The organism is Brevundimonas sp., from assembly GCF_016463485.1.
Taxonomy (GTDB): Bacteria; Pseudomonadota; Alphaproteobacteria; order Caulobacterales; family Caulobacteraceae; genus Brevundimonas.
In genome coordinates, this window is the sequence record NZ_JAEMRD010000132.1 from 1 (window position 1) to 9,135 (window position 9,135).

Sequence of the window (9,135 nt, forward strand, 5' to 3'; positions counted from 1 at the left end):
CCCCCGTGCCGGGCGAAGGGAAAGCCCGCCCCGTCCAGCCGTTTGGATACATTGCCCGCCGGATCGACCCGGATGAAGAAGAAGGGCACCCGCTCCGACCCCGGCTTCTGCAAGGTGGTCAGCCGGTGCGCGGTCTGTTCGAAACTGGTCCCGAACTGGCGAGCCAGGGCCTCGATGTCATAGCGTTTCGTTTCTGCGGCCCGCGCGAAGGCCCCATACGGCATGACGATCGCCGCCGCCGCATAGCTGGCCAGAGCCCGGCGCGTCAGCCGTTCGCCGCTCTCGGTGGCGAAGGTCGCGGAGGCCACGACGGCCTCGATGACGTCGGCCATTTCCAGATGCGCGATCTGCTGGGCCATCTGGAAGTTCCGGCTGGCGGCATCCAGCGCATCGTCGAGCAGCAACTGCTTCCTGTGCAGGTCCAGCCGACGCACCGACCCGACCATGACGTCGGTGGGCAGCCGACGTACCGTCAGGCCGTGCCGGACCAGCAGATGCTTCGCCAGCCCACCCTCGTCCGTCAGGATCTGGGCCAGCCGTTCGGCGGCGTCGTCGAGAGTCGGAAAACTGTTCCTCCGCGCCGCCAGGAAACGCCGCGCCTCCCCCACTGGATCGGGCGCACCCTCATCTCCGTCCAGCGCCTCCACCCCCCGATCGGCGAGCGCCAGATGCTCCTCCTGATAGGCGGTGTAGAGCCTCAGCAGGGCCTCGGTGACGCCCGGGAAATTGGTCGCCAGGTCGGCGTTCTCGAGCGGCGGCAGGTCTATGTCGGCGAACATCGGGTCCTTCAGCACCCCGTGCAGCCTTGCCGTGATCTCCGACCCGTCCGACCGCGCCAGGGCCGCCATATCGATCTTGTACGTCTGGGCCAGCCGCAGCAGCACGTCCGCCGTCAGCGGCCGGTGGTTGCGCTCCAGCAGGGCGATGTAGGAGGCCGACACCTCCAGGTCCGCCGCCATGTCGGCCTGGGTCAAGCCCAGATCACGCCGGATCCGGCGCAGGCTCGGTCCCACGAACAGGCGGCGGGGCGTCATCATCGCAGGCGATCTCCAGACGGCGGCGTCGCCATCCTTACAACATTACAGCAGATTTCTGTAAAGTTTGACAACTCGACTTCGCAACGCCTTCGCAGGCGCAGCATCGCGGCCTATCCGGCGTTCAACACCCCCTTCCAGACGCAGGAAATTTCGATGTCATACCAGGATCACATCCGCCAGGTCGGCGCCCTGATCGAGTCCAAGGCCGGCCCATGGTCGGGCATCTCGGCAGAGGCCGTGGCGCGCATGCGGCTGCAGAACCGGTTCCAGACCGGCCTCGACATCGCCCGCTACACCGCCGCCATCATGCGCGCCGACATGGCCGCCTATGACGCCGACCCGTCGCAATACACCCAGTCCCTGGGCTGCTGGCACGGCTTCATCGGCCAGCAGAAGATGATCTCGATCAAGAAGCATTTCGGCACGACCAAGGGCCGCTACCTGTATCTGTCCGGCTGGATGATCGCGGCCCTGCGCAGCGACTTCGGCCCCCTGCCCGACCAGTCGATGCACGAGAAGACTTCGGTCCCGGCCCTGATCGAGGAGCTCTACACCTTCCTGCGTCAGGCCGACGCGCGCGAACTGGGCATGCTGTTCCGCGACCTGGACGCCGCCCGCGCGGCCGGTGACGACGTCGCCGCCGCCAAGGCCCAGAACGCGATCGACAATCACCAGACGCACGTCGTGCCGATCATCGCCGACATCGACGCCGGCTTCGGCAACGCCGAGGCCACCTATCTGCTGGCCAGGAAGATGATCGAGGCGGGTGCCTGCGCCCTCCAGATCGAGAACCAGGTCTCCGACGAGAAGCAGTGCGGCCACCAGGACGGGAAGGTCACGGTCCCGCACGAGGACTTCCTCGCCAAGGTCCGCGCCTGCCGCTACGCCTTCCTGGAACTGGGCGTCGAGGACGGGATCATCGTCACCCGCACCGACAGCCTGGGTGCCGGCCTGACCAAGCAGATCGCGGTCTCGAACGCGCCCGGCGACCTCGGCGACCAGTACAACAGCTTCCTCGACTGCGAGGAGATCTCGGCGGACCAGCTGTCGAACGGCGACGTCATCATCAACCGCGACGGCAAGCTGCTGCGGCCCAAGCGTCTGCCGTCCAACCTGTTCCAGTTCCGCGCCGGAACGGGAGAGGACCGCTGCGTCCTGGACAGCATCACGTCGCTCCAGAACGGCGCCGACCTGCTGTGGATCGAGACGGAGAAGCCCCACGTCGAGCAGATCGCCGGCATGATGGACCGCATCCGCGCCGTCATCCCCGACGCCAAGCTGGTCTACAACAACTCGCCGTCGTTCAACTGGACCCTGAACTTCCGCCAGCAGGTGTTCGACGCCTGGTCCGCCGAGGGCAAGGACGTCTCCGCCTATGACCGCGCCCGTCTGATGAGCGTCGACTATGACGCGACGCCGCTGGGGGCCGAGGCCGACGAACGCATCCGCACCTTCCAGTCGGACGGCGCGAAACGGGCGGGCATCTTCCACCACCTGATCACCCTGCCGACCTATCACACGGCCGCCCTGTCCACGGACAACCTGGCCCGCGAATACTTCGGCAGCCAGGGCATGCTGGGCTACGTCAAGGCCGTCCAGCGCGAGGAGATCCGCCAGGGCATCGCCTGCGTCAAACACCAGAACATGTCCGGCTCCGACATCGGCGACGACCACAAGGAGTATTTCGCCGGCGAAGCCGCCCTGAAGGCCGGCGGTGCCCACAACACGATGAACCAGTTCGGCGAAGCCGCCTGATTTATCCTACGAGCCTGAACCTTGGGCCGGTCTCCGAAAGGGGGTCGGCCCTTTTTCTTGGCCGGCTCGCACTCGCCGACGGACTTGACAGTCAACCGGCGCCCGTCACGGTGTCGGGGTCGGTCGTCCAAGGAGTCCCGATGGACTTTCTCAAGATCCTGAGGAGTTTCGAGGAGTTCGTATTCGAGGCCACCAGTTGGCTGATCTTTTACCCCTTGACGATGTGGCGCATCCTCCGCCGCCCACTGGCCACGATGGACTATTCGGACCGGGAGCAGTCCGACACCGACGAGAAGCATTATGACGACGCGCTCAGCCCACCACTGGTGCTTCTGGCGACGATCGTCCTGTGGAATTTGATCGGCATCGAGGCTCATGTGGCCGACCTCGAGGCGACCTCGACCGCCATGAAGACGCTGGCCGCGTCTCAGCAGAACCTGATCCTGTTCCGGTCCCTGATATTCAGCCTGATCCCCCTGATCGCAGCGGCCAGCCTTGTCCACCGGCAAGGCAAGAGGCTTAGCCGGGAGACCCTGCGGGCACCGTTCTACGCCCAGTGCTATCTTGCGGCACCCTGCGTGATGGTGGTGTCCATCGGCGGGATCATTCTGCGACGCGCCGACATTGCCAACCCGCTTGGGCTCGCAGTGATGGCGATGGGAGCGACCTGGTTTCTGGCCGTTCAGACGCTCTGGTTTCGCAACAAGCTCTCGACGTCCTACCTACGCGCGGCGCTCATTACGCTCTGGGCAACCGCCCGGGCGCTTGCGGTCCTGCTTCTGGTTCTGCTGTTGCTGGCGATCCTCTGAAGATCAGCCTCGGACCCGGCTGGACCGTCCCAACCCCAACGCCACCAACCCGCCGACCGCCGCCAGTGCCGCCATGGCCCAGTATCCCCCTGCCCCGAACCGGTCGAATAGCGGCCCTGACGCCAGGGTCGCCAGGCCGATCAGCACTCCGGCTGACAGCATCGAACTCAGGGTTTGGGCCGCCGTGTGGCTGTCGGGCGGGCTCAGGCGCTCGACCAATTGCACCCCGGCCAGGAAGGTGGCGGCGAAGGTGAAGGTGTGGAGCACCTGCAAGGGCCACAGGCTCCACAGCGGCGGCTCCAGCGCGAACAGGCCCCAGCGGACGACGCCCCCGGCAGCGCCCAAACCCAGCATCAGCAACGGCCCGATCCCGACCCGCCGCCGCCACGGGTCGATCCACCACATGAAGGCGATCTCGACAACGACCGACGCCCCCCAGAGCAGGCCGGTCAGGCTCTCGGGCACGCCTGCCACCTTCCACAGGATGGCGGAAAATCCGTAGTAGAAGGCATGGCTGGCCTGGACGCAGCCGACCGCGACGATGGCCGCCATGAAGACCGGATCGGCCAGCAGCCGATGCAGGCCCCGGAACCGCTCCAGCCCCGCCGCCGGCCCGCCCTCCAGCACCGGCTCCGCAGGAAGACCGAACCGCGCCCAGACGACCAGCAGTACCCCCGCCGCGATCAGCCAGACCATGACCAGATCGACCGAGCCCGTGACCAGCAGCGCCCCGACCAGGACATTGGCGGCCACGAAGGCCGCCGATCCGAACCCGCGCGGCACGGAGAAGGCGAAACCCTCGCGCGCCGCCAGCCGCATCGTCAACACGTCGCTGAGCGGCATCAGGGCCCCGGCGCATGTCGCGGCCACGAACCACAGCGGCGCCCACCACGCGAACCCGTCCACGACCGGCATGGCGGCATAGGCGGCCGTGCCCAGCACGGCGAGAAACGCGATCGCCGTCCGCCTGTGCGCGAACCCGTCGGCCCACAGGGCGATGGCCGGACCCGTTACGATCCGCCCCAGCATCGGCGCGGCCAGCAGCACGCCGATCTCGGCCCCGTCCAGCCCCCGTGCCCTGAGCCACAGCCCGATGAACGGCAGGCTGACCCCATTGGCTCCGAACACAAGGATGTACTGCAGCGCCATGCGCGATGATGACTTCATGGCCGCTCCCTAGCAGACGAAGGCGCGCCCATGCGCTAGGGATCGATCATGACCCTGAACCGCAACCTCGCCATCTTCGCCGCCCTGAACGGGGCCATGGCCGTCATGGTCGGCGCATTCGGTGCCCATGGTGCCGGACCGGCGATCAAGACCCTGCTGACCACCGGGGCCCACTATCAGATCGTCCACGCCCTGCTGGCCCTCGCCTGCGCCGCCTGGCCCCTGCGCAGCCGGCTCAGCGATACCGCCGGCTGGCTGGCGGTCGTGGGTGGACTGGTCTTCTGCGTGGCCATGATACTGACCGGCCGGGAACCGTCTTTCGGCGCTGTCGCCCCCATCGGCGGGGTTCTGATGATTGCAGCTTGGCTTTTGCTGGCCTTTGCCGCATTCCGGAATCCTTCCTCCCGCGCCTGATCCATCGTCGAGACGCTCCGCCCATGGCCTTCCCCACGCCCGACGCGCCGCGCCGCGAGCTGTATCCCGAAATCGAGCCCTTCGCCTCCGGCTGGATGCAGACCGGGACCGAGCACGAGATCTATTACGAGGAATGCGGCAACCCCCAGGGGCGGCCCGTAGTCGTCCTGCACGGCGGTCCCGGCGGGGCGGTCAATCCGGGGATGCGGCGCTATTTCGACCCGGCCAAGTACCGCATCGTCCTGTTCGATCAGCGCGGCTGCGGCAAGTCGCGGCCCAACGCCTCGCTGGAGGACAACACCACCTGGACCCTGATCGAGGACATCGAGGCCCTGCGTGAACGCTGCGGCATCGAGAAATGGGCGGTGTTCGGCGGGTCGTGGGGGTCAACCCTGTCGCTGGCCTATGCGATCACCCATCCGGAGCGGGTCGAGGCCCTGCTGCTGCGCGGCATCTTCCTGCTGACCCAGAAGGAGCTGCACTGGTTCTATCAGGACGGGGCCTCGATGATCTTCCCCGACGCCTGGGAACGGTTCGTCGCCCCGATCCCTGAGGATGAGCGCCACGACCTGATGGGGGCCTACTATCGGCGGCTGATCGGACCGGACAAGGACGAGCGCGAGGCCTGCGCCGTCGCCTGGTCCAGCTGGGAGGGCGAGACCGTCAGCGTCGAGGGCCCCGGTGCCCGGCCCGACAAATTCGCCGAACCCGACTTCGCCCTGGCCTTCGCCCGGATCGAGAACTGGTATTTCACCAACGGCGGCTTCTTCCCCGAGGAAGGCTGGCTGCTCAAGAACATCGGCCGCATCCGCCACATCCCCTGCTGGATCGCGCAGGGGCGGTTCGACGTCGTCACCCCCATCGCCAGCGCCTGGGCCCTGAGCAAGGCCTGGCCCGAAGCGAAGCTGGATATCGTGCCGGATGCAGGCCACGCGTCGAGCGAGCCGGGGATCGTGGACAGCCTGGTGCGGGCCACGGACTGGGCGGCGGGGCTGTAGCCTAGAAAGCCCCATACCCCTTCGGCAGTTCGGCATAGCGGTGGACCCGGGTCGACAGGATGAAGGCAAAGCCGATCATCACCGTCATCATCGACGAGCCGCCGTAGGACAACAGCGGCATCGGCACGCCCACGACCGGAGCCAGCCCCATCACCATCGCGCCGTTGATCAGCACGAACAGGGCGAAGAAGGCGGTCATCCCTGCCGACCCGACCCGACCGAAATGGCTGTGCGCCAGGGAGGCGATGCGCAAGGCGATCAGGATGATCCCGACATAGCAGGCCAGAACAGCGAACGACCCGACGAACCCGAACTCCTCGGCCAGGGTGGAGAAGATGAAGTCGGTCTGGCGTTCGGGCAGGAACTCCAGCTGGCTCTGGCTGCCGAGGCCATATCCCCGCCCCAGCAGACCGCCGGATCCCAGCGCGATCTTCGACTGGATGATGTTGTAGCCCGTGCCGGTCGGATCGGATTCCGGACTGAGGAAGGTCAGGACACGATTCCGCTGGTACTCGTGCATCCCGAACATGACGAAGGGCGGGATGGTGACGATGCCCGCGATGCCGCCCGCCGCGATGATCTTCCAGCTGAGACCCGCCACGAACATGACCGCCGCCCCGGTCAGGCCGATGATCATGGCCGAACCCAGGTCCGGCTGTTTGGCGATCAGCAAAAAGGGAACGCCGATCATGCCGGCCGGGAAGATCAGTTTCCACGACCATCGCGCTTCCTGGGCGGTATGGTCGTGGTACCAGCGCGCCAGGGCCAGGACGAGACCGAGTTTGAAGAACTCGGCGGGCTGAATCCGCATGAAGCCCAGGTTCAGCCAGTTCTTGGCCCCCGCACCCGCCGGCTCATAGCCCAGGGGCGTGAACTCGATCATCAGCACCAGGATCAGCAGCACCCCGTACATCGGATAGGCGGCACGGAACCACCATCGTGGATGCACCAGCGACAGCCCCAGCATGGCGACCAGAAGGGCACCGAACCGGATCAGGTGATCGATCGCCCAGGGCTGCCAGCTGCTGCCGGCGATCGAATAGAGCATGGCGGTGCCGACCATGGCGACAGCGCACAGCAGGGCGACCAGCCGCCATTCGATCTCGCCCAGCTTGGTCGAAAGCCGCTCGCGTTCGCCGGGACGGGTCAGGGCCGAGGCGGTCATCGGGGCGTCGCCTGATAAGGGGTAAAGCCCGGGGGCACATTGGGATCACGGGCCGGCGCAGAGGATGTCCGACGCGCGGGCGTCGGCGGTGCCACCGCGGGTTCGGGCGCGGCACCGATGTCGCCCTCGTCGATCTGGGGACCCGTCGCCTCGGGCGGCGGCGGGCGGGTGATCCGCTCGCGCATCTCGGGATCCTTGAGCAGGACGGTGCGCATGACCTCGCGGGCGCGCGGCGCCCCGGCCGTGCCCCCGCCCCGACCGCCGTGCTCGATGATGACGGCGACGGCGTAACGAGGCGCGTCCACCGGCGCGAACGCGATGAACAGGTTGTGGTCCTTCTCGGCCCAGACGTTCGACTTGCGGGTGCCCGAGCCATAGTCACGCGACTGGGCGGTCCCGGTCTTGCCGGCCATCTGGATGTCGCCCAGCCCCAGCTGCGACTGGCGATAGGCGGTGCCGGACCGATCGTTGGCCACCGCGATCATGCCCTGACGCACGATCTCGATATGGGCGGGATTGAACGGCAGGTCGGGCACGGCGGCCCCGGACGGACGCTCGACGCCCCCGACCGACTTGATCAGACGCGGCAGGATCGCCTTCTTCCCGTTGGCCAGGCGCGCCGTATAGGTCGCCAGCTGAAGGGCGTTGACCGTCACCGCGCCCTGGCCGATCGCCACCGACGTCGTCTCGCCCGGATGCCAGACCGGATCGCGTGGGAAAGTGCGGCGCTTCCAGTCCGTCGAGGGCAGAAGCCCCTTCTTCTGGTTATCGACCCCGATGTCGAACACATGCTCGAAGCCGAGCTTCAAGGCCGTGTCGCGGATCCCGTCGACGCCCGCGCGATTGCACATCGTGTAGAAATAGATGTCGCACGAGTTCTTGATGGCCTCGTGCATGTCCTGCGAGCCATGCCGACCCCAGCAGCGCTGGCCGGTGCGGAACACGCCGCTGCAGTTGACCCGATCAGCAGGATCGACCCCCGCCGCCAGCAGGGCCAGGGCCGTCGCCGGTTTGAAGGTAGAGCCCGGCGGGAAGACGCCGTTGATCGTCTTGTCCAGCAGGGGCTTGCGCTCGAAATCACTCCACGCGCGATAGATCCGCGACGGCACCCCTCCGACGAACAGGTTGGGATCGAACGACGGCGACGACGTCATGCACAGGATGTCGCCGTTGCGCACATCCATGACGACACAGGCACCGCTCTCGTCGCCGAACACCTCGAGCGCCCGGTTCTGCACGTCGGCATCCAGCGTCAGCACCACGTCCTTGCCGTTGATGGCCGGGCGCGATCCGCCGATATCCTCGGCCACCACACGACCCCGCGCATCGACCTCGACCCGCTTGCCGCCCGCCTCGCCGCGCAGGTCGGCGTCCAGGGCCTTCTCGACGCCTGAACGTCCGATGCGGAAGCCCGGATTGAACAGGATGGTGGGCGGTTCCTGCCCCTTGTCCCGGATCGCCTTGATGTCGCGGTCGGTGACCTTGGCGACATAGCCTATGACGTGGGCGAACGACCCGCCGAACGGATAGAATCGGGTCTCGTTCATGTCCGCCATCACGCCCGGCAGTTCGGGCGCATACAGATTGACCCGGGCGAACTCTTCCCATGACAGGTCCGTCTTGACCGGAACGGGGCTGAAGCGCGGCGCGGCGTTGACGTCGCGGATGATGGCACGGCGCCGGTCGATCGTGTCGGGCAACAGCCGCCCCAGCAGGTCCAGCGTCTGGTCCAGATCCTTGGTCTCGTCGCGCACGACCAGGACGCGGAAGCTGGGCCGGTTGCCGGCGAT

The 9,135-nt window shown here is 67.0% G+C and carries 8 protein-coding genes; 4 read left to right on the forward strand and 4 right to left on the reverse strand.

Going from position 1 to position 9,135, the window contains the following annotated elements; all coding sequences use genetic code 11:
• Positions 1-1,037 (reverse strand): ImmA/IrrE family metallo-endopeptidase (locus tag JHC99_RS15070; protein ID WP_292155252.1); only part of this gene is annotated, 1,037 nt, incomplete at its 3' end.
• A gap of 153 nt (positions 1,038-1,190) precedes the next feature.
• On the opposite strand from JHC99_RS15070, the gene JHC99_RS15075 reads away from it, so the two are divergent.
• A complete protein-coding gene (locus JHC99_RS15075) occupies positions 1,191-2,792 on the forward strand; it encodes an isocitrate lyase (RefSeq protein WP_292155253.1) in 1,602 nt (533 codons plus the stop codon).
• A gap of 140 nt (positions 2,793-2,932) precedes the next feature.
• A complete protein-coding gene (locus JHC99_RS15080) occupies positions 2,933-3,601 on the forward strand; it encodes a hypothetical protein (RefSeq protein WP_292155255.1) in 669 nt (222 codons plus the stop codon).
• Positions 3,602-3,604: 3 nt separating this feature from the next.
• Here JHC99_RS15080 and JHC99_RS15085 read toward each other — a convergent pair whose 3' ends face one another.
• Positions 3,605-4,768: an MFS transporter gene (locus JHC99_RS15085; RefSeq protein WP_292155256.1), complete on the reverse strand. Its 1,164-nt coding sequence runs from the start codon at positions 4,766-4,768 to the stop codon at positions 3,605-3,607.
• 48 nt (positions 4,769-4,816) lie between these two features.
• Here JHC99_RS15085 and JHC99_RS15090 point away from each other — a divergent pair, with 48 nt between their 5' ends.
• Positions 4,817-5,182, forward strand: a complete 366-nt coding sequence (locus tag JHC99_RS15090; protein ID WP_292155257.1) for a DUF423 domain-containing protein — start codon at positions 4,817-4,819, stop codon at positions 5,180-5,182.
• Between the two features lie 23 nt (positions 5,183-5,205).
• On the forward strand, positions 5,206-6,180 hold the full coding sequence (pip, locus tag JHC99_RS15095) for a prolyl aminopeptidase (RefSeq protein WP_292155259.1): 975 nt from the start codon (positions 5,206-5,208) through the stop codon (positions 6,178-6,180).
• A gap of 1 nt (position 6,181) precedes the next feature.
• Here pip and rodA read toward each other — a convergent pair whose 3' ends face one another.
• Together rodA and mrdA are read right to left on the reverse strand one after the other, a co-directional pair.
• Entirely contained in the window at positions 6,182-7,345 is a 1,164-nt protein-coding gene (rodA, locus tag JHC99_RS15100) for a rod shape-determining protein RodA (RefSeq protein WP_292155261.1), read from the reverse strand.
• The coding region (gene mrdA / locus JHC99_RS15105) for a penicillin-binding protein 2 (RefSeq protein ID WP_292155263.1) at positions 7,342-9,135 on the reverse strand (1,794 nt) is incomplete at its 5' end. The genes rodA and mrdA, both read right to left, overlap by 4 nt.